Genomic DNA, 19,188 nt, shown 5'->3' on the forward strand with positions numbered 1-19,188 from the left:
GGGTCGACCGTGATCAGGATTTTGCTTGCCTGCCTTCTGGCAGTAACCGTGGCGGGCTGCACTGGTTCGCAGCGCCCACAGGCAGATCGGTCGGAAGTCGTGGCTCGGTCCTACCGCGACCCTGGGCCGTCGACGCTGACCCTGTATACCATGATCAACACGCGGACGGGTTCGGGCGCTCACACTTCACTAATGATCAGCGGTAGCGAACGGGTGATTTTTGACCCGGCGGGCTCATTCCGTGCGGATATCGTGCCGGTGAAGAATGACGTGCTGTACGGGATTACTCCGGCTGTGGAACGTGCCTATCGTAGCAGCCACGCGCGCGAGACGCATTTTGCGCGAATCCAGACCATCGAGGTTACCCCACAACAGGCCGAGGTTGCGCTACAGCTGGCTAAGCAGATGGGGCCGGTGTCGAGTGCTTATTGCGCCAACTCAACATCCCGGCTGTTGCAGCAGGTGCCGGGGTTCGAACGGATCGGTACCACGTTTTACCCGATTAAACTGTCCGAACAATTCGGTCAGATACCGGGGGTTTCCACCACCGAGTACCGCGAGAATGACGATGCCGATCTGCAAAAGGGTTTGGCGGCGAACAACGCATTGCTCAACCAGAAAGACGGTGCGCTATCCCAATAGGTATAGTAGCCCATACAGCGTTGCAGCTCCGGAAAAGATGGCGGCGAGCACGTTCTTTGTGATCAATCCGACAACCAAGGCTGCTGATGCCGCCGCCATGCGCGGAATGTCCGGCTGGCCCTCGGTTGCTGTCGGCCAGACAACCAGCGGCGCGATCAGTGCTGGCAGGATCGCCACGGCGGTATAGCGCAGATGGCGCAGTACCCAAGGCGGCATCGGGCGGTCTCCGACCAACCCGAGGAACGCGAATCGCAGGCCATAGCTGCCGAGCGCCAGCCCGACGATGATGATCCACATGGTGACCGGATCGACCGAGTTCATGCCGTGGCCTTTCTGCGTTCGACCCACAATTCCGCCTGGGCCCCGGCCATCATGCCAGCGCATCCAGCGACCAGCAGCCCGAGGTTATAAGGCACCGCAACCGTCAACAGCGAGACAACGATTGCTGCGAAAGCCGCAATCACATGAGGCATGGTGCGCATCATCGGCCCGATCATCGCCAGAAAGGTGATTGGCAACGCAAAATCAAGCGCCCAGCTTTCGGGAATTTGCGTGCCCAACACAGCCCCCAGATAAGTGGCTAATATCCACAATGGTGTAATTGGTGAGACCGAACCAAAGAAATAGGCCATGCGTTGGGGCACGGTCATGTTGGGCTCTTTCTCGAACCGGACCATGCAACTGGCGTAGGATTGATCCACGACCAGATAGGCCCCAAAAGCCCGCTGCCAAAGCGGGGCCGCCCCAAGATAAGGAGTCAGCGAGGCTGAATACATCGCCATCCGCAGGTTCACCGCCAGAGCCGAAGCCAGAATGATGACTGTCGGCGCATTGTCCTGCAGCAGTTGCAGCGCCGCAAACTGTGCCGCCCCGGCAAAGACAGTGGCCGTAAAGGCCATCGTTTGTACAATTGTCAGCCCTGTTTCAGTGGCAAAGACCCCGAACAAGGTGCCAAAGGGAATAGCGACAAAGATGAATGGGGTCCCGTCGCGAAAACCCTTCCAATAGTATGACTTGGATGTGGTGTCTGCCATGGCTAAATCCTATGGTGTCAACCGCAGCAGTAGCGGTCTTGGGAAAGGGTTTCAATTGGCTACGGAACTGGATGTCTCGGACTACATCATCGCCCCCGACCCCGGCGCGGCTCGCTTGACCCGTGCTGTCGAAGGCGTGAACCAGAATGGCGAGGTCAGCCAAATCTCGGTGGTCGAGGAGCGCCCCCTGACAATTTTCCTGAACTCGCAAGAGATCGTGACGGCGATGACCATTGGCGACTACCCCGAGTATCTGGCGCTGGGCTTTCTGCGCAATCAGGGGATGTTGTTGGCAGATGATGAGATCACCCGCGTTGACTATGACGATGATCTGGAAACTGTGGTGGTCCGCACCGCGCGCGAGACCTCTTATGAAGACAAACTGAAGAAAAAGACCCGCACCAGTGGCTGCGCGGTCGGTACGGTTTTTGGCGACATGATGGAGGGGCTGGAGGACGTGCGCCTGCCGCAGGTTCAGGTGCGGACCTCGTGGCTTTACGATCTGGCCGCCAAGATCAACCGCACCCCGTCGCTGTACCTTGAGGCCGGGGCGATCCACGGTACCGTGCTGTGTCGCGAAGACCGTCCTCTGGTCTATATGGAGGATGTTGGCCGCCACAACGCGGTCGACAAAATCGCGGGCTGGATGCTGTCCGAGGGCGAGGCGGCAGAGGACAAGATCCTCTACACCACTGGCCGTCTGACATCCGAGATGGTGATCAAGACGGCCATGATGGGCATTCCGGTGCTAGCCTCGCGCTCAGGCTTCACCGCCTGGGGCGTCGAGATCGCCCGTGAGGTTGGCCTAACCTTGATTGGCCGCATGCGCGGGCAGAGGTTTGTATGTCTGTCGGGTGAGGACCGGCTGATGCGCGACGTGGATCCGGCAAGTGTGGCGGTCGAGGATAAAAAGCACAGAAGAAAAAGCTCTCGGTCCTGAATTTCAGTCGTTGAGAGGATGTTCCCAGAAAATCCTGCGAATTCTGACAGATGTGTCTTATCATCAGGCGCAACGACTTGGGATTTGAAATGATTTTCGTTTGGGAGAGCGATGGAACTGATCAACCTCATTGCGCCGGTCTTTGCGGTAATCCTGACCGGATATGCGTTTTCGTGGACCAAACTTCTGGGCCAAGACACATCGGACGCGCTGGTGCAATTTGCAGTGTATGTTCTGATCCCGGCGATCATGTTCTATCTGATCGGGCAGGAGAAGTTTGAGAACCTTCTGAACTATGGGTTTTATCTTTCTTACGGCGGCACGCTGTTGATTTTGTTCGCTGTGCTGTTCGTCTGTTTGAAGTCCGTGGTGAATTTTCAGGTGGGCTCGGCAACGGTGGCAGCGTTTGCCGCTGTCGCATCGAATACTGCGCTGGTGGCATTGCCAGTTCTTCACGCGATCTTCGGGTCCAAAGGCGCACTGCCGGCTGTACTGGCCAACCTTGTTGTCGCGATTTTGCTTCTGTTGATGACTACGGTTCTCGAAAGCGTGGCCGGGCACAAGGCAAATAGCAAAACCCCAATCTACAAGATTTTCCTGAATGTCCTGAAAAACCCGATTATTGCGGCGACTTTGTTGGGGGTCGCTTACTCCTTTACTGGCATAGGGTTCTCAGATTCTGTTTCGGATTACCTGGAATTGCTTAGTCAGGCATTGGCGGCTGTCGCGCTGTTTGCGATCGGATTCACTACCAGTGTGCGAACAATCGTTCAGACAGGTCCGTTGATCCTGTCTTTGACCTTGGTGAAGCTGATCATTGCGCCCGGACTTGTTTTGTTGGCTGCGCACCTCATAGGGCTCGACCCGCTATGGACCATCGCGGCGACCATCTCCTCCGCGGTGCCGACCGCCAAGAACATATTTCTGCTGGCCAAGCACTACGATCAAGAACCTCAGCTTGCAGCCCACATTGTATCCGCGACATCGTTCCTGTCAGTGGGGACGTTGATCCTGTGGCTGTTTGTCCTGCACCATCTGTATCCAACCGCGTTTCAATTGAACTAAGTTCGAATTACAAAGTCGCGGATGACTGATCGCTCGGATAGAAGATACTAGGTGCGAAAATGAGCAACCCCTTGGGTGTTATCCTCGCAGGCGGTCTCGCTACCCGGATGGGTGGCGGCGACAAGGGCCTGTTGCAGATTGGCGGGCAAAGCCTGCTGGCGCATGTGATCGACCGGCTGGCCCCGCAGGTGGACGCGCTTGCGCTTAACGCCAATGGTGATCCCGAACGGTTCGCTGATCTGAACCTGCCCGTTCTACCGGATACGATCGAAGGTTTCGCCGGCCCTCTGGCAGGTGTTCTGGCGGGGCTGGACTGGGCGGCGGAGCAAGGGGGCGAGAGCATCGTCACCGCTGCCGCCGATACGCCGTTCTTCCCCCGCGATCTGGTGGCGCGGTTGACGCTTGCCGCCGCAGGGCAGGCGCATCCACTGGTTCTGGCCACGACCCCCCGCACTGGCGCGGAGGCGCTGAAGTCGGGCGGAGGCAAGCGGGTCAACCGGCACCCGACCTTTGGCCTATGGCCCGTAGCGCTGCGCGATGATTTGCGGGACGCGTTGAAGGGTGGGCTGCGCAAGGTTGTGCTGTGGACTGACAAGCATGACGGGCGCGAGGCTCTGTTCCCGGCTGATCCGTTCGATCCGTTTTTCAACGTCAACACGCCCGAGGATCTGGCGCGGGCAGAAAAACTGGCGGAGCAGGCATGAGGGTTTACGGCGTCACCGGCTGGAAAAACGCGGGTAAGACCGGTCTGATGGAGCGGCTTGTGACCGAGATCACCAGGCGTGGCTTTACCGTCTCTACCTTGAAACATGCTCATCACAGCGTCGATGTCGATCAACCCGGCACCGATAGTTACCGCCATCGGGTTGCGGGCGCGTCCGAGGTGTTGCTGGCTTCGGGTCAGCGTATCGCGATCATGCAGGAATTGCGTGGTGCACCCGAGCCGTCTCTGGCGGATTTGCTGACGCGACTGTCTCCGGTCGATCTGGTATTGATCGAGGGGTTCAAACGCGAAGCCCATCCCAAGGTCGAGGCGTTTCGGGCCGAGGCGGGCAATGCTCTGATGGCACCGGAAAACGAAACGATCCGAGCCGTGGCCAGCGATACCGCGCTGGACGTACAGGTGCCAACCTTCGATCTGAACGACACTGCATCGATTGCGGATTTCATCCTGCAAGAGGTCGGTTTGTGACCGGTTTCGACAGTTTTGCCATGGTCGACTGGTCCGGTGGCAACGACACTGGTCCCCGACCGCGCAAGGATGCGATCTGGGCCTGCGTTGTGCGCAATGGCAGGGCAGAGGAACCGACTTACTTCAGAAACCGCGAGATCGCCGAGCAATGGCTGTGTGATTTGATCGCAAGTGAAGTTGCAACTGGGCGGCGGCTGTGTCTGGGGTTTGATTTCCCCTTCGGCTACCCAAGGGGTTTTGCCAACGCGCTCACCGGATCGGATGATCCGATGCAATTGTGGGAGTGGTTTGAGCGCCGGATAGAGGACACACCCAAAGCCAATAATCGTTTCGATCTGGCCGGTGAGATCAACCGCCGCTTTGGCGGTAAGGGTCCCTTCTGGTTCAATGGTTTGCAGCGCAGCATTGACGGTTTGCCCAAGGACAAATCCGACTATCAAAACCCTTTCCCAGAACGTCGGGTTGTGGAATTGGCGCCAGAAACCAAGGGCAGCTTTTCGTGCTGGCAAATGGGAGGCGCCGGAGCGGTGGGTGGTCAGGTGATGACCGGCTTGCCGGTGCTGACTCGCTTGCGTCGCGCTTTTGCCGGAAAGGTCTCTGTTTGGCCGTTTGAGGTGCTGGACAAGCCGGTTGCCTTCGTGGAAATCTGGCCCTCGCTTACCCTGGGGGCTGGGCCAGACGGCCGGATCAAAGATGCTTGGCAGGTTGAGCAGATAGCGCTGTCACTGGCCGCGATGCCGGTCGAAGATCTCGCAAATCAATTGAATGTAACCGCACCAGAAGAAGGCTGGATTTTGGGAGTGTCACAACGCAAACCGGATATAGCACCGCCACCTCTGCGCAATGATTGTTTTGCGCTGCCTGCCGGGGTGAACTGGACACCAGTGGACGACGCCCTGGCGTTGCTGCGTGAGAGGTTGACGGTGATCGCTCCTGCGGAAACCGAGCCGTTGGCGCAGGCTGCGGGGCGTATTGTGGCTGAAGATATCGTCGCGCGACGTTCGAACCCGCCGCAGCCCAATACGGCTGTGGATGGCTATGGATTTGCAGGTGCCGCGCCAGAAGGTGCACAGGTGATGCCTTTGCATCCGGGGCGCGCCGCGGCGGGCATTCCGTTTGACGGGACAGTGCCAGAGGGTCACGCGTTGCGCGTTCTGACCGGCGCGGCTCTGCCCACTGGGGTGGATACAGTCATCCTGGAAGAAGATGTCAACCTTCAGGATAATCACATCGCCTTTCACGGTCCTTTGAAACACGGCGCCAACACACGTCGCGCCGGTGAGGATGTGGCCGAGGGCGATCTGGTGCTGATCGCTGGGCGCAGGCTGACGCCGGCCGATCTCGCGTTGTTATCGGCCACCGGGATTGCAGAAGTCTCCGTGCGCAAGACGTTGCGCGTGGCGGTGCTGTCGACTGGTGATGAACTGGTTGAACCCGGAGAAATTGCCGGGCCGGGCCAGATATTCGATGCCAATCGTCCGATGCTGTTGTCCCTGATCAACCGGATGGGATTTTACCCGGTGGATATGGGGCGCGTGGTCGATGACCGCGAAGCCCTGCGTGACTGCCTGAACGCGGCAGCAAAGCAGGCGGATGTAATCCTGACCAGCGGTGGGGCATCGGCAGGGGATGAGGATCACGTCTCGGCCCTGTTGCGAGAGGTAGGCGCGATGCAGGAATGGCGGATTGCACTGAAACCCGGACGTCCGCTGGCGCTGGGCCTGTGGGACGGCACACCGGTCTTTGGCCTGCCGGGAAATCCGGTGGCGGCCATGGTCTGCGCGCTGATCTTTGCGCGCCCGGCTCTGGGCCTGATGGCGGGCGAAGGTTGGCAGGAGCCGCAGGGGTTTGACCTGCCCGCCGCCTTTGAGAAACGCAAGAAGCCGGGGCGTCGCGAATACCTCCGTGCTCGCGTCCGCGATGGCCGGGCCGAGGTGTTTGCCTCGGAAGGGTCGGGGCGGATCAGCGGGCTCAGCTGGGCCGAGGGGCTGGTTGAGATTGAGGACGGCGCGCGTCATATCAAACCGGGCGATGCGGTCCGGTTTATCCCATACGGCAGTTTCGGGCTTTAGTCGAAAGTTCCCGCCACACGCCCCAACAGCATGAAGGCCCGCGCGGTGCGGGTTTCACCAAGGGCCGTAAGGTCTGCATCGCTTGCTTCGGGTTCAAAAGCCACAATCATGTGGTCGAAGCGGCGCAGGAAATGATGCGCGGCGTCGCGAAAGATTGGGTCCTGTTTCATCCGCGCAGCCGTCAGCGCCAGCGAGGACCGGTCGCGAATACCGCCCAATGCCGCCACCGAGCGGCCACGAGCCCCTTGGGCGAATTGCCGCCAAATCTCGGGCCTTGCCATGTCGGGACGAAGGTCATCCATGTAGATGCCTTCCTGGCTCAGCAGGGTCAGAACGTCTTGCGAAGCCTGCACAAGCTGCGCAGTCTTTCGGTCTTTCAACGCCATGCGCAGGGCGTTGAAGCCTTCGGTATCTTCCTGTGTTTCGGGAAAGTTGAGCGCGCGAATGAAGATATCGGTGCTTAGAGGCGGTGCGATGTCCTCGGCCTGGGTGCCCAATTCCAGTGAAGTCTGGTCGCCTGCCCCGTTTGGCGCTGCCGCGGGCATGGGCTCGGTGCGCTTGGTCGAAAAAGTCGCCAGTGCGCTTTCGGTCTTTTTTGCGGATTCCGCGATTTCGTCCAGTTTTTTGCTGACGGTCGGTTCCTGGGAAATGGCAGCGCGCTGCTGTTGCCCCACATAGGCCTGTCGCAGTGCGTCAACGGCGGTCTGAAGACGCTCACTTTCTTCGCGCATAATGCGGCTGGCGCGCATCGCCATCGCAGCGACCCAAATCATCGCCACCGGCATGAACACGGCCAGTAGCGTGATTACGAACCCGCCTCCCTGAACATTGTCGGGAAGCACCAGGAACAAAACCGCCACAACCAGCCAGATCACGCTGAGCACAAAGGCCGCGATCTCGATTGAGGACACGGACGGCTCGGACGGCTTGTCGTAGACGCCCAACGAAGTCGGCCGCTCGGTTTCGTACTCAGGTGTGGGCTCGGACATGGTATGCTCCGATCAAGCGTACTCGATATTCAGAACTTCGTAGGACCGCACGCCACCGGGGGTGCGTACTTCGACACTGTCACCTTCGTCCTTGCCGATCAGGGCGCGGGCGATAGGGGATTTGATGTTAAGCAGGCCGTTTTCGATATTGGCCTCGTATTCACCTACGATCTGCCAAGTCTTTTCCTCGTCGGTGTCTTCATCCACCAACGTAACCTTGGCGCCGAACTTGATCGCACCCGACAGTTTGGCCGGGTCGATCACATCGGCCAACGACAGGATGCCTTCCAACTCTTTGATGCGGCCCTCGATAAAGCCCTGTTTTTCACGAGCCGAATGATACTCGGCGTTTTCCTTCAAGTCACCCAGTTCGCGCGCCGAGGCGATCGCCTCGATGATCGCTGGGCGCTCGACGGATTTGAGGTTTTTCAGTTCCGCCTCGAGCGCGGCATTGCCCGCAGGCGTCATTGGAATTTTTTCCATATTCTTGTCGTCCACGCATAAATTGACGCGCCCCGCCGCAGAAGTTTAGCGTCGGGGCGATTTGATGGGTTGGCAAATACCTGACCCAAATGAGGCGTGAATTGCAAGAGGGCTTGACCGCACAACGCGCGGATTACGGCCTAGTTATAGCTAATCACCTCGAACTCGATGCCATTGTCATCATCGAAATAGAACCGCTTGCCGGGTTCGTAGTCAGCGTGGGATTTGGGCGTGAAGCCTGCGTCGATTACTTTCTGCTCGGTGGCGTCAATGTCTTCGACCAGAACACCTACATGGTTCAGCCCGCCAACGATGTCATAGCTGCTTTCGCCTGATGGTTTCGGGTCTCTTGGGGCGTAGAGTGCCAGATAGGTATGCGTGCTGCCCACATGCACCGTGTAGCCGCCTGCGATGGCCGGGCCCTCCCAGCGTGTCTTCCAACCAAACACCATGTGCATCCACGCGGCGGAGGCCTGCGGATCACGGACGGTGAAATTGGTGTGTTCAAGCGTTGCCATCATGGGATCTCCTTTTCGTATTGAAGCTTGTCCCGACTCACCGTAATTTCTAAACCTAACTTTAGGTCAAGAAATTTTGCGAGGGATCATGGCGGTTTCCGAAGGGCTGGCAATCGGGGCTCTGGCTGAACGCACTGGTTTGGCGGTGTCTGCCATCCGGTATTACGAGGCGCAGGGTCTGGTCTCCCCCTGGCGCAATGCCGGTGGGCAGCGCCGTTACCAGCGTGCAGACATCAGGCGCCTGAGCTTCATCATGATCGCGCAGCAATTCGGTCTGACCCTGCCCGAGATTCGTGACGTTTTGTCGGGTCTGCCGGGGAATCGTACGCCGACACCTGCGGACTGGCAAAAGATCAGCGTTGGTTTGCGGTCTCATCTGGATCAGCGAATCGCCACACTGACGCGCCTGCGCGACAATCTGGATGGCTGCATCGGCTGTGGGTGTCTAAGCCTGCCAAAATGTGCGCTTTACAACCCCGATGACCGTGCGAAATCACATGGTAGCGGCCCAAGATATCTCATGGGTGATGCCCCAGAGGACTGAACTGCCGTATTACTGCTATTTTACGCCGTGTTCCGATTGACCAAGGTCTTTCAGACCGGGTAATCAGCCGTGAAACAAAATTGCGCAGACCAAGCAGTGAGAGCGCCAATTCGGAAAGTTAGCTAAGGAGCCCGCGATGGCCGAGATTGAACGCGAAGCGATGGAATATGACGTGGTGATCGTGGGTGCAGGCCCCGCTGGCCTGTCGGCGGCCATCCGTCTGAAACAGCTGGATGCCGACCTGAACGTTGTCGTTCTGGAAAAGGGCTCGGAAGTGGGTGCGCATATCCTGTCTGGCGCGGTTCTGGACCCGTGCGGTCTGGACGCTCTGATCCCGGACTGGAAGGAAAAAGGCGCGCCGCTGAACGTGCCGGTGCACGAAGACAATTTCTACATGCTGGGTGAGGCGGGCAAGATCCGCATCCCCAACTTCCCGATGCCACCGCTGATGAACAACCACGGCAATTACATCGTGTCGATGGGCAATGTCTGCCGCTGGATGGCTGAGCAGGCCGAAGAACTGGGCGTTGAAATCTTCCCCGGCATGGCCTGTTCCGAACTGGTCTACGGTGAAAATGGCGAGGTCAAAGGCGTGGTCGCCGGGGTCTTCGGTCTGGAACCCGACGGGTCCTACGGCCCTGGCACCGAGCCGGGCATGGAACTGCACGGCAAATACGTCTTCCTGTCGGAAGGTGTCCGTGGCTCGCTGTCCAAAGAGGTCATCGCCAAATACGACCTGTCTGCCGGTAAAGAGCCGCAGAAATACGGCGTTGGCATGAAAGAGATCTGGGAGATCGACCCGGCCAAACACAAGGAAGGCAGCGTCACGCACACCATGGGCTGGCCTCTGGGCAGCAACGCGGGCGGCGGGTCGTTCATCTATCACCTTGAAAACAATCAGGTCTATGTCGGTTTCGTGGTTCACCTGAACTACAAGAACCCGCACCTGTATCCCTACATGGAATTCCAGCGCTTCAAACACCACCCGATGGTCGCCGAGCTGCTGAAAGGCGGCAAGCGCGTGGCTTACGGCGCCCGTGCGATCACCGAGGGCGGCTATCAGTCGATGCCAAAACTGGTTGCTCCGGGCGTGGCGCTGCTGGGCTGTTCGGCGGGCATGGTCAACGTGCCGCGCATCAAGGGCAACCACAACGCGATGCTGTCGGGTAAGGCGGCGGCCGAGGCCGCTTATGACGCGATCAAGGCAGGCCGTTCGGGTGACGAACTGACCGCCTATGAAGTCGACGTGCGCGACGGCGCGATTGGCAGCGACCTGAAGAAGGTGCGCAACGTCAAACCGCTGTGGTCGAAATACGGCCTGACCGCCAGCCTTGTGCTGGGTGGTATGGACATGTGGACCAACACGCTGGGCTTCTCGTTGCTGGGTACATTGGGCCACGGCAAGAACGATGCAGAATCGACCGAAGAGGCCAGTAAGCATCAACCCATCGACTATCCCAAGCCCGATGGCACGCTGTCCTTTGACCGTCTGACCAACGTCTCGTTTGCGATGACCAACCACGAGGAAAGCCAGCCCTGCCACCTGAAGCTGGCCGACCCGGAAATCCCGGTCAAAGTGAACCTGCCCAAGTTCGACGAACCGGCGCAGCGCTATTGCCCGGCGGGAGTGTACGAGATGGTCGAGAACGACGGTGAGCCGCAGTTCGTCATCAACTTCCAGAACTGCGTGCACTGCAAGACATGTGACATTAAGGACCCCAGCCAGAACATTACCTGGACCACGCCACAGGGCGGGGACGGTCCGAACTATCCCAACATGTAAGCAAAAATCCGGGCACTGGCAGGGTCGTGAAGGCTCTGCCATTGCCTCTTTCCAGTCAAAGCCCTAGCTTGATGTGCAGTCAACAATAGCAAGGCAGGATTTTGGTGGCTTCTCTGGTTCGTCGTGCAGCACTGGCTGCGCTGTTCACCTCGTCATTTTTGGTTCCGGTTTACGCGGATACTGGGTCCGGAGCGTATCTGGCTGGTCGCCAGGCGATATATGACAATGACTATACGGCAGCTGAGAAATACTATGCCAAGGCTTTGAAAGCTGATCCCGAAAATGCCGCATTGCTGGAAAGCGTTGTCGTTGCACGCCTGTCGCTGGGCGAGGTGAAGCGTGCGCTGCCTGTCGCGCTGGCGATCGAAGAAATCGGGCTGCCCAGCCAAGCGGCTCGAATGGTGATCAACGCCAATCTGGTGTCTGACGGAAAACTTGACGAACTGCTGAGCCGCGACCCTGAACTTCAGGGCGTGGGGCCGTTGGTCGACGGGTTGATGCAAGGCTGGGCGCATATTGGCCAGGGCGCTATGACGCGCGCGATGGAGACGTTTGACGAGGTTGCGACGCAGGATGGTTTGCGCGACTTCGCGTTGTACCACAAAGCGCTTGCGCTGGCCTCGGTTGGCGATTTCGAAGGCGCCGAAGAGATTTTCTCGTCGCATAACGGTGCCGTTGCCCGCTTTTCCCGCCGTGCGGCGTTGGCTCGGGCCGAGGTTCTGTCGCAGTTGGACCGCAATGCTGATGCGCTGCAGTTTGTCGACGACGTTTTTGCTGCGGGTAGCGATCCTTCCATCGAAGGATATGTTGCGCGCCTGACAGCTGGCGAGACTCTGCCGTTTACTCATGTACAATCTGCCCAGGATGGCATGGCCGAAGTGTTCTTTTCGGTCGCCGCCGCTCTGAGCAACGAGGCAGCTCAGAATTATGTTCTGCTCTACGTTCGTACGGCCGTGTTCTTGCGCCCAGGTCATGTGGACGCGATCCTGTTGAGCGCTGAGCTTTTGGACACGCTGGGACAATATGATCTGGCGGTGGATGCCTATCGCATGGTGCCTGCCAACAGTAGCGATTATCACGCGGCCGAGTTGGGTCGGGCCGAGGTGCTGAGTCGTTCAGACAAAAAGGACGCGGCGGCCGAGGTATTGCAGACGTTAGCGGCTCAGAATCCGGACCTCCCCGGCGTTCATGTGGCATTGGCGGACTTGCGGCGTCAGGAAGAGGAATACAAAAGCGCGATTGCATCATACGATCGTGCTATCGAGCTGACCGAGGGCAACTCGGGCGGCAATTGGTTTCTGCACTACGCGCGGGGAATCTCGCATGAGCGGCTCAAACAATGGGATCAGGCCGAAGCCGATTTCCGCCGTGCACTGGAATTGAACCCGGATCAGCCTCAGGTGCTGAATTATCTTGGTTATTCACTGGTTGAACGGCGTGAAAAACTGGATGAGGCGCTGGACATGATCGAACGTGCTGTCGCGGCTCGGCCTGACAGCGGTTATATTGTCGATAGCCTGGGCTGGGTCTTGTTCCGTCTGGGCCGTTATGACGAAGCCGTCGAGCACATGGAGCGCGCGGTCGAGTTGATGGCGGTCGATCCAGTGGTGAATGATCACCTTGGTGACGTTTACTGGGCCGTAGGTCGAGCGCGCGAGGCCGAATTCCAATGGAAACGCGCCTTATCCTTCATCGATCCGGCAGATACGGATGGTGAAGCCGACCCCGAACGCATTCGCCGCAAGTTGGAGATTGGACTGGACGCTGTGCTGGCCGAGGAAGGCGCGGAACCACTGAAGGTCGCCAATGGCAACTAAGGCCTTTGCGCCCGCCAAGATCAACTTGACGCTACATGTGACCGGCCAACGGGCGGATGGCTATCACCTGCTGGATTCGCTGGTGGTGTTTGCCGACGTCGGCGACACGCTGGAGTTCACGCAGAGACCCGTACTGTCGATGTCTGTCACTGGCGAACACGCGGCGGGCGTACCCACAGACAACCGCAACCTGGTTTGGAAAGCGGCCGAGGCTGCGGGCTGGACTGGGCATATTGTCCTAAACAAGATGCTGCCTCACGGCGGCGGGATTGGTGGAGGATCGTCAGACGCCGCCGCAACCTTGCGGATGGCTGCAGATCAGGGCGTGTCAGTTGGGCAGGATGCAGCGCTGTCGTTGGGGGCAGATGTGCCAGTTTGTGTGCTGGCGCAGGCGACCCGGATGCGTGGTATTGGTGAGCAACTGACCCCGCTCAGTTTACCCTCATTACCTGCCTTGCTGGTCAATCCGGGTGTTGAAGTGCCCACAGGGGCGGTCTTTTCGGCATTGGATAGCCGGAGTAACCCCGCAATGCCTGAGGGTATTCCTGTTTTCGAGACCCCCGAAGAGTGCGCTGCCTGGCTACAGGATCAAGGCAACGATCTCGAACCACCAACTACAGGGCTGGCGCCAGAGGTCGCTCGGGTTCTGGATGAACTGGCAAGCACCAAACAGGCCCTTCTGGCCCGGATGTCGGGCTCAGGTTCGACCTGTTTCGCGCTCTATCCAACGATGAAAGACGCGCATTTTGCGGCTTACGAAATCGGCGCGGCCCATCCAGATTGGTGGTGCCGCGCGACGCAACTTAATTAAGGCGCGAAACCACGTAGTCAGCCAGGTCTCGCAACAGCGTGCGAATTTCGTGATCGGGCAGGGCATCCAGCGATGCCTTGGCTTTGGCGGCCCATCCGAACGCATCCGCGCGGGTGGCGTCCAGAGTGCCGTATTTGGCCATCAGGCTCAACGCGTGGTCCAGATCGCCGTCTTCCTGGCGGCCCCGGCCAATTGTACGTTCCCAAAACGCATGTTCCTCAGCCGTTGCCTGCGCCACGGCCTTGATCACAGGCAGGGTCAGCTTGCGTTCGCGGAAGTCGTCACCGACATTTTTGCCGGTGGCTTTGCTATCGCCCTGATAATCAAGCAAATCATCAGCAATCTGGAAGGCAATGCCCAAAGCATCGCCGTAGTCATAAAGCGCTTTGACCTGATCCTCGGAGGCGCCAGCGATCACACCGCCTACCTCGGTCGCGGCCGAAAACAGAGCCGCTGTCTTGCCGCGCACGACCTGCAGGTAAATCGCCTCATCTGTTCCCAGATCCGTTGCTGCAGTCATCTGCAGCACTTCGCCCTCGGCAATGGTGGCCGAGGCATTGGCCAGAATGTCCAGAACCCGCAGCGATCCGGTCTCAACCATCAGTTGGAAACTGCGGGAAAACAGGTAGTCTCCAACCAGAACGCTGGATTTGTTGTCCCACAGCAGGTTCGCCGTTGGGCGGCCACGCCGCTGGGCGCTTTCGTCCACTACGTCGTCGTGCAACAAGGTCGCGGTGTGGATAAACTCAACCGTGGCGGCCAGACGCACGTGGTGGTCGCCTGAATACTCAAACAGACGGGCCGCCGCCAGTGTCAGCATCGGGCGCAAGCGTTTGCCGCCAGCCTCAACCAGATGCGCTGTCACCTCGGGGATGCGCGGCGCATGTTTCGAGGCCATACGCGTGCGGATTAGTTCATTGACCGCGCCCATTTCACTGGCCAGAAGCTCGGCGAGCCGCTCATGCGGTTTCGTGATCGTGTCGATATCCATCACACTCCTGATACAAGGCTCGACTTTCTGCGTACCTTGCCCTTACATCCTTCCCATGAAAGAACTTTTGCGCAGCACCGATCCAACGATCCTGGCTTTTGCTTCGGCCCTTCTTGAGGGAGAGGATATAGACTGCTTTCAGGTGGACGTAAATATGAGCATCCTCGAAGGCGGCATCGGAATCTTCCCTCGCCGCCTGATGGTACGGGCCGATGATTTGACCCGTGCAGAAAGAGTCATGCGCGACAATGACATCCCGCTTGGCCGATGAGTCTGTTTTCCAATAGTGATTTGACCTGTAACGATTTTCTGGGCGGTCGGGTGCGCTTGTGGCAACCACGTTCCGGTTATCGCGCCGGGGTGGACCCAGTGCTGCTGGCAGCCTCGGTCCCGGCGACACGTGGTCACACGGTGTTAGAGCTGGGCTGCGGTGCCGGAGCGGCGATCCTGTGCCTTTTGGCGCGGGTGCCTGGCGTGTCGGGCGTCGGGGTGGAGTTGCAGGCGCCCTATGCCGATCTGGCGCGCCGCAACGCCGTTGAAAACGACGCTGCGTTAGAAGTTGTCGAGGCCGATCTGAACGCCCTGCCTGCGGGCCTGAAACAGCGCCGGTTCGATTATGTCATCGCAAATCCTCCGTACTATCGCGCCGGGGCGCACAGCCCGGCCAATGATCAGGGTCGCAGCGTCGCGTTGGGGGAAGGCACGCCGTTGGACGTCTGGTTTGAAGTCGCGGCCAAGCGCCTTGCGCCCCGTGGCTATCTGCACATGATCCAGAAAGCCGACCGTTTGCCAGATATGCTGGCAGGATGCGCTGGGCGTCTGGGCTCGGTTGAGGTGCTACCCCTTGCTGCGCGCAACGGTCGCGCTGCTGAATTGGTGATTTTACGCGCCAGAAAGGGCGGTCGGGCGGCGTTTCAGCTGCATGCGCCATTGATCCTGCATGCCGGGGATCGCCACGAGAAAGACGGTGAAAACTATACGACTCAGGTCTCTGCCGCGCTGCGGCATGCGGGAGCGATCACCGGATTCTTCAACCAATAGGCATTAACCAGCCGAAATTGTCGGATTTATGACAGATTCTGTGCGTATGCGGCGTGACAGGGTGGAAACGATGTGGTCAACTTCTTACGTGAAACTCAGACACCAACAGAGGAGTATCGCCATGAGCGTGAGCGCACACCTGACCGAACTGAAGAAAAAACACGAATCTCTCGGTCTTGAAGTTGAACAAGCCCAACGCTCGCCTGGCATCGACGATCTCCATATAGCTCAACTCAAAAAACAGAAGCTTAGGCTTAAGGAAGAGATCGAGCGACTGTCCAACTAGCGACGCATACTAGCCCGCGCGGCAATTGCCGCGCCGCCAGTGATCAACACGGCCGCGATCGCCAGACCCCATGACGGGGCGGCGATCCCGGCCACAACTAAAGCCAGCGTAGACAACAAGGGTGCCGCATAAGAGGCCGTGCCCAAAATCTGGATGTCACCCTGCTTTACACCGATATCCCAGACATAGAACGCCAAGCCCACCGGCCCCAAGCCCAGTGCGACGACCGATGCCCAGCCGAAGACGCTATTGGGCCAAATCGTCTCTTCAACGGCGAGGTGCAATGCCCCTGATGCAGCGGCCGTGGCGATGCAGAATACAGCCACGGAACTTGTCGGCGTATCGCCCAACCGGCGTGACAGAACCGAATAGCTCGACCAAGTCAGCGCACAAAGCAGCGCCAGCCCATAGCCTGGAAGGTGGGTGGCCTGAAACCCGGCGCTGCCACTGCCTGTGATGATGACAGCGGCCCCTGCAAAGCCTAGACAGGCGCCGCAAAGATGTCCGATGCGTAAGTGTTCACCGGGCAGCAAGCCAGAAAACAGCACGATCAGCAGCGGCCAGAGATAGGCGATCAGCCCGGCCTCGGCTGCCGGAGCCATGCGCAGGGCCGAAAAATATAGCGCGTGATAGCCAAACAGCCCAACCGTACCGAACAGATACGTGGTCCAACGCACCGAGAGCAACTGACCCAACCCGCCATTGGTCCACGTCCAGATCAAGCCCAGTGTGCCCCCGATGGAAAAGCAGACGGTGTTCAGCAAAAGGGGCGGCGTCGGGGCTGATCCGACAGTAAACAAAGCCAACAGAGACCACAGCAAAACGGCTACGAAGCCAATAGCCGTCGCACGTGTTCTGGTCATGGGGCAAGGACCTCTTCCACCGGTATGATGTCGAATTCATCCGAGATATGAGCGGTTTTTTCGATCTCTGCCACAAACCAATCCCGAAACGCAGCGATCTGGGGTCGGTTTTCGGCGCCGGGCAGGCAAAGGAATCGGAAGCGTCCCTTGGTTTCAATCGCTGTTTTGAAGGGCGCAACCAATCGGCCTTCAGTCATGTCTTTCAGAATCATCGCGCGACGGCCCAAAACCACCCCAACCCCTGCGACTGCGGCGTCAATCGCGTGATCGGCATTCGAAAACCGGGCGCCATGCTCGGGTACGAAGTCGACCCCCACGGCTCGGAACCAAGTGGGCCAGTCGCAGCGCGGTCGCAGAAAGGCAATGGAATCGTCATGAATCAGCGGTGCGTCCCGCAAGCTTTCGGGCGTGGGAAATTGCTCGGCCAATTCAGGGGTCATTGCCGGGGTCAGCCATTCCTTGCGTACAGGTAGGGAATAAAGCCCCTCATCGGGGCCATAACCAAACCGGATGGCCACATCCACATCATCCCGCTCCAGATCCATGTTCCGCAAGGTGGCCGAGAATTTGAGGTCGATCTCGGGATGCGCCCGCGCGAATTCATACAGGCGCGGGGCCAGCCATTTGGCGGTGAGTGCGGGCCCAGCTGTAACCGTCAGACTGGTGTCATCCCCCTGCCTCCGGGCCGCCTGCCATGCGGCCTGCAGGGCGGCAAACCCTTCAGCGGCGCCGGGGGCGAGGGCGCGCCCCGCGTCTGTCAGTTCCACCGCCCGGTTCAGGCGGCGAAACAGAGGGCGCCCCAAATGCTCCTCAAGCGATTTGATCTGAAAGGACAGCGCTGCGGGCGTGACGTGCAGTTCCTCTGCCGCCTTGGCAAAGGACATGTGCCGGGCGGCGGCATCAAAGGCGCGCAAGGCAGTCAATGGAGGGAGAGGGGCGCTCATGGCTCAAGAATATCTTAACTGAATCCGGTAGAAACCTCGTTTGTCAGCTAAGAATGTAAGGTGCATATTCAACTCAAGTCAAACAGAGTTGAACTGAGAGGAAAACTGCCATGATCGAGGTCACCGTCAACCCGGCCACCGCCCGCGCCTTTCAGCGCGCACATTTCGAACGCTCTCTTGCGGTCAGCAAGGCCCTGAATTGGCTATTCGGTTCCCGCTGAACGCAGCGCGCGCGTTCTTACGGGATAAAAAAGGGCCGGTCCAAAGGGACCGGCCCGTTTTCGTTTTTGCCCAATGGATCAGACGAAGAACTGCGCACCGTTGGCCGAGATGGTCGAGCCATTGATGAACTGCGAGTCGTCAGACGCCAGGAACGCCACGCAGCGCGCGATTTCCTCGGGCTCGCCCAGTCGGCCGGCCGGGATCTGGCCGATGATGGATTCGCGAACTTTTTCAGGCACCGCCATCACCATCTCGGTTGCGATATAGCCAGGGCAGATTGCGTTGGCGGTGATGCCTGCGCGCGCGCCTTCCTGCGCCAGCGATTTCACGATGCCCAGATCGCCCGCCTTGGTCGCGGCATAGTTCACCTGCGCGAACTGGCCCTTCTGACCGTTGATCGAACTGATGACGATCACGCGGCCGAACTTACGCTCGCGCATGCCGGGCCAGACGGGGTGCACGGTGTTGAACACACCGGTCAGGTTGGTGTCGATCACGTCCTTCCACTGATCGGGTGTCATCTTGTGGAACGGCGCGTCACGGGTGATGCCCGCATTGGCGACCACGATGTCGATCAGGCCAACTTCAGCCTCGACTTTTTCGATACCTGCTTTGGACTCGTCATAGTCGGCCACGTTCCACTTGTAGGTGGCGATGCCAGTTTCCTCGGTGAATTTTGCCGCCGCTTCGTCGTTCCCGGCATAGGTGGCTGCAACGTTATATCCTTCGGCCTTGAGCGCCTTGGAAATTGCTGCGCCGATGCCGCGGGAGCCGCCGGTTACGAGTGCTGTACGTGCCATTGAGGAATCCTCCAATTTAGTCTGACTTGGTAATTCTGTTACTCTGAGAGAGGTTGTTGCGCAATATCGTTTCGTGCTCGTTTTTGTCTTTCTGTTCGGCGATATTGTCGCATCTAAGGTGTAATGCCCAATTGTAACAAAAAAAGGCGCC

Annotated in this window: 22 protein-coding genes; 13 read left to right on the forward strand and 9 right to left on the reverse strand. The window is 58.9% G+C overall.

Annotated features, from left to right (window positions below; all coding sequences use genetic code 11):
* The first annotated feature begins 9 nt into the window (after nt 1–9).
* Nucleotides 10–642: a hypothetical protein gene (locus tag ABLN94_RS12480; RefSeq protein WP_352992791.1), complete on the forward strand. Its 633-nt coding sequence runs from the start codon at nt 10–12 to the stop codon at nt 640–642.
* Here ABLN94_RS12480 and ABLN94_RS12485 read toward each other — a convergent pair.
* Both ABLN94_RS12485 and ABLN94_RS12490 read right to left on the reverse strand, forming a co-directional pair.
* Nucleotides 631–963: an AzlD domain-containing protein gene (locus tag ABLN94_RS12485; RefSeq protein WP_170489021.1), complete on the reverse strand. Its 333-nt coding sequence runs from the start codon at nt 961–963 to the stop codon at nt 631–633. The genes ABLN94_RS12480 and ABLN94_RS12485 overlap by 12 nt on opposite strands.
* Complete coding sequence (locus tag ABLN94_RS12490) at nt 960–1,676, reverse strand: AzlC family ABC transporter permease (protein WP_352992793.1); 717 nt, start codon at nt 1,674–1,676, stop codon at nt 960–962. The genes ABLN94_RS12485 and ABLN94_RS12490 overlap by 4 nt, the downstream gene beginning before the upstream one ends.
* Between ABLN94_RS12490 and fdhD the strand changes: the two genes are divergently transcribed.
* The 5 genes from fdhD (at nt 1,675) to glp (ending at nt 6,945) form a co-directional block, all read left to right on the forward strand.
* Nucleotides 1,675–2,616, forward strand: coding sequence for a formate dehydrogenase accessory sulfurtransferase FdhD (fdhD, locus tag ABLN94_RS12495; protein ID WP_352992795.1), 942 nt, complete (start codon nt 1,675–1,677; stop codon nt 2,614–2,616). The genes ABLN94_RS12490 and fdhD overlap by 2 nt on opposite strands.
* Nucleotides 2,617–2,727: 111 nt before the next feature.
* Nucleotides 2,728–3,681, forward strand: coding sequence for an AEC family transporter (locus ABLN94_RS12500; protein ID WP_352992797.1), 954 nt, complete (start codon nt 2,728–2,730; stop codon nt 3,679–3,681).
* A 59-nt stretch (nt 3,682–3,740) separates the two neighbouring features.
* Nucleotides 3,741–4,385, forward strand: coding sequence for a molybdenum cofactor guanylyltransferase MobA (gene mobA, locus ABLN94_RS12505; protein ID WP_352992799.1), 645 nt, complete (start codon nt 3,741–3,743; stop codon nt 4,383–4,385).
* Nucleotides 4,382–4,873 carry a molybdopterin-guanine dinucleotide biosynthesis protein B gene (gene mobB / locus ABLN94_RS12510; RefSeq protein ID WP_352992801.1) on the forward strand — a complete coding sequence of 164 codons (492 nt, stop codon included), beginning with the start codon at nt 4,382–4,384 and terminating at the stop codon, nt 4,871–4,873. The genes mobA and mobB overlap by 4 nt, the downstream gene beginning before the upstream one ends.
* Nucleotides 4,870–6,945 (forward strand): gephyrin-like molybdotransferase Glp, encoded by a 2,076-nt coding sequence (gene glp / locus ABLN94_RS12515; protein WP_352992803.1) that lies wholly within the window; start codon nt 4,870–4,872, stop codon nt 6,943–6,945. The genes mobB and glp overlap by 4 nt, the downstream gene beginning before the upstream one ends.
* On the opposite strand, the gene ABLN94_RS12520 is transcribed toward glp, so the two are convergent.
* From ABLN94_RS12520 to ABLN94_RS12530, 3 genes are all read right to left on the reverse strand, one after another.
* Nucleotides 6,942–7,934: a hypothetical protein gene (locus ABLN94_RS12520; protein ID WP_352992805.1), complete on the reverse strand. Its 993-nt coding sequence runs from the start codon at nt 7,932–7,934 to the stop codon at nt 6,942–6,944. The two genes, glp and ABLN94_RS12520, sit on opposite strands and share 4 nt — an antisense overlap.
* A 12-nt stretch (nt 7,935–7,946) precedes the next feature.
* Nucleotides 7,947–8,417 (reverse strand): transcription elongation factor GreA, encoded by a 471-nt coding sequence (gene greA, locus ABLN94_RS12525; RefSeq protein ID WP_170488630.1) that lies wholly within the window; start codon nt 8,415–8,417, stop codon nt 7,947–7,949.
* A 140-nt stretch (nt 8,418–8,557) separates the two neighbouring features.
* Nucleotides 8,558–8,938, reverse strand: coding sequence for a VOC family protein (locus tag ABLN94_RS12530; RefSeq protein ID WP_352992807.1), 381 nt, complete (start codon nt 8,936–8,938; stop codon nt 8,558–8,560).
* An 85-nt stretch (nt 8,939–9,023) separates the two neighbouring features.
* Here ABLN94_RS12530 and soxR point away from each other — a divergent pair, with 85 nt between their 5' ends.
* The 4 genes from soxR (at nt 9,024) to ABLN94_RS12550 (ending at nt 13,890) form a co-directional block, all read left to right on the forward strand.
* Nucleotides 9,024–9,479 (forward strand): redox-sensitive transcriptional activator SoxR, encoded by a 456-nt coding sequence (gene soxR, locus ABLN94_RS12535; protein ID WP_170488634.1) that lies wholly within the window; start codon nt 9,024–9,026, stop codon nt 9,477–9,479.
* A gap of 136 nt (nt 9,480–9,615) precedes the next feature.
* Nucleotides 9,616–11,262, forward strand: coding sequence for an electron transfer flavoprotein-ubiquinone oxidoreductase (locus ABLN94_RS12540; RefSeq protein ID WP_352992809.1), 1,647 nt, complete (start codon nt 9,616–9,618; stop codon nt 11,260–11,262).
* Between the two features lie 101 nt (nt 11,263–11,363).
* A complete protein-coding gene (locus ABLN94_RS12545; protein ID WP_417750520.1) occupies nt 11,364–13,079 on the forward strand; it encodes a tetratricopeptide repeat protein in 1,716 nt (571 codons plus the stop codon).
* Nucleotides 13,069–13,890: a 4-(cytidine 5'-diphospho)-2-C-methyl-D-erythritol kinase gene (locus ABLN94_RS12550; protein ID WP_352992811.1), complete on the forward strand. Its 822-nt coding sequence runs from the start codon at nt 13,069–13,071 to the stop codon at nt 13,888–13,890. The genes ABLN94_RS12545 and ABLN94_RS12550 overlap by 11 nt, the downstream gene beginning before the upstream one ends.
* Here ABLN94_RS12550 and ABLN94_RS12555 read toward each other — a convergent pair.
* Nucleotides 13,883–14,881 (reverse strand): polyprenyl synthetase family protein, encoded by a 999-nt coding sequence (locus tag ABLN94_RS12555; protein WP_352992813.1) that lies wholly within the window; start codon nt 14,879–14,881, stop codon nt 13,883–13,885. The genes ABLN94_RS12550 and ABLN94_RS12555 overlap by 8 nt on opposite strands.
* A gap of 55 nt (nt 14,882–14,936) precedes the next feature.
* Between ABLN94_RS12555 and ABLN94_RS12560 the strand changes: the two genes are divergently transcribed.
* The 3 genes from ABLN94_RS12560 to ABLN94_RS12570 all read left to right on the forward strand — a co-directional run bounded on the left by ABLN94_RS12560 (nt 14,937) and on the right by ABLN94_RS12570 (nt 16,208).
* The gene (locus tag ABLN94_RS12560) at nt 14,937–15,152 is read left to right on the forward strand and encodes a DUF2007 domain-containing protein (protein WP_170488644.1); all 216 of its coding nucleotides are present in this window, start codon (nt 14,937–14,939) and stop codon (nt 15,150–15,152) included.
* On the forward strand, nt 15,149–15,922 hold the full coding sequence (locus tag ABLN94_RS12565) for a tRNA1(Val) (adenine(37)-N6)-methyltransferase (protein WP_352992815.1): 774 nt from the start codon (nt 15,149–15,151) through the stop codon (nt 15,920–15,922). The genes ABLN94_RS12560 and ABLN94_RS12565 overlap by 4 nt, the downstream gene beginning before the upstream one ends.
* 121 nt (nt 15,923–16,043) lie before the next feature.
* On the forward strand, nt 16,044–16,208 hold the full coding sequence (locus tag ABLN94_RS12570; RefSeq protein WP_170327212.1) for a YdcH family protein: 165 nt from the start codon (nt 16,044–16,046) through the stop codon (nt 16,206–16,208).
* On the opposite strand, the gene ABLN94_RS12575 is transcribed toward ABLN94_RS12570, so the two are convergent.
* From ABLN94_RS12575 to phbB, 3 genes are all read right to left on the reverse strand, one after another.
* Nucleotides 16,205–17,071: a DMT family transporter gene (locus ABLN94_RS12575; RefSeq protein ID WP_352992817.1), complete on the reverse strand. Its 867-nt coding sequence runs from the start codon at nt 17,069–17,071 to the stop codon at nt 16,205–16,207. The genes ABLN94_RS12570 and ABLN94_RS12575 overlap by 4 nt on opposite strands.
* Complete coding sequence (locus ABLN94_RS12580) at nt 17,068–18,015, reverse strand: transcriptional regulator GcvA (protein WP_170488650.1); 948 nt, start codon at nt 18,013–18,015, stop codon at nt 17,068–17,070. Before ABLN94_RS12580 ends, ABLN94_RS12575 begins: the two co-directional genes overlap by 4 nt.
* 299 nt (nt 18,016–18,314) lie before the next feature.
* Complete coding sequence (gene phbB, locus ABLN94_RS12585) at nt 18,315–19,037, reverse strand: acetoacetyl-CoA reductase (protein ID WP_352992819.1); 723 nt, start codon at nt 19,035–19,037, stop codon at nt 18,315–18,317.
* Nucleotides 19,038–19,188 lie beyond the last annotated feature (151 nt).

The organism is Ruegeria sp. SCP11 (assembly GCF_040329455.1).
In the GTDB taxonomy this organism is placed as follows: domain Bacteria; phylum Pseudomonadota; class Alphaproteobacteria; order Rhodobacterales; family Rhodobacteraceae; genus Ruegeria; species Ruegeria atlantica_E.